Annotated in this window: 1 protein-coding gene; it reads left to right on the forward strand. The window is 58.9% G+C overall.

Features of this window, described 5'->3' with window-relative positions; translation table 11 throughout:
* Window positions 1–764, forward strand: a 764-nt coding sequence (locus tag GMA8713_RS26030; RefSeq protein WP_198159601.1) for a VCBS domain-containing protein, incomplete at both ends; no start/stop codon positions are given.

Below are 764 nucleotides of genomic sequence, written 5' to 3' on the forward strand. Positions count from 1 at the left end.
CCGTGACCGGCACCAATGATGCGGCTGTCGTCACCGGGGACACCACCGGACAGGTCACTGACCAGGATACCTCAACAACCGGGACTATCACGGTCACTGACCCTGACAGTGGCGACACCGCCACCATTGGCAACACCACCATCGAAGGCAACTACGGCACCTTCGAATTAGTGGACGGCAACTGGACGTACACCGTCGATCCGGACAAAGCCCAGTCCCTGCCAGAAGGACAGGAAGCCAACGACACCTTTACCCTCACCGCTTCTGACGGCTCAACCCATGAGATTGTGGTGACGGTCACCGGCACCAATGATGCGGCGGTGGTCACCGGCGATACCACCGGACAGGTCACTGACCAGGATACCTCAACAACCGGGACTATCACGGTCACTGACCCTGACAGTGGCGACACCGCCACCATCGACAATGTCACCATGGAAGGCAACTACGGCACCTTTACGCTGGTGGATGGGAACTGGACCTACACGGTAGACCCAGACAAAGCGCAAGCCCTGCCGGAAGGTGAAGAGGCCAACGACACCTTTACCCTCACCGCTTCTGACGGTTCAACCCATGAGATTGTGGTGACCGTGACCGGCACCAATGATGCCGCTGTCGTCACCGGGGACACCACCGGACAGGTCACTGACCAGGATACCTCAACAACCGGGACTATCACGGTCACTGACCCTGACAGTGGCGACACCGCCACCATCGACAATGTCACCATGGAAGGCAACTACGGCACCTTTACGCTGGTGGAT

The sequence above is a fragment of the Grimontia marina genome (assembly GCF_900060185.1).
In the GTDB taxonomy this organism is placed as follows: Bacteria; Pseudomonadota; Gammaproteobacteria; order Enterobacterales; family Vibrionaceae; genus Enterovibrio; species Enterovibrio marinus.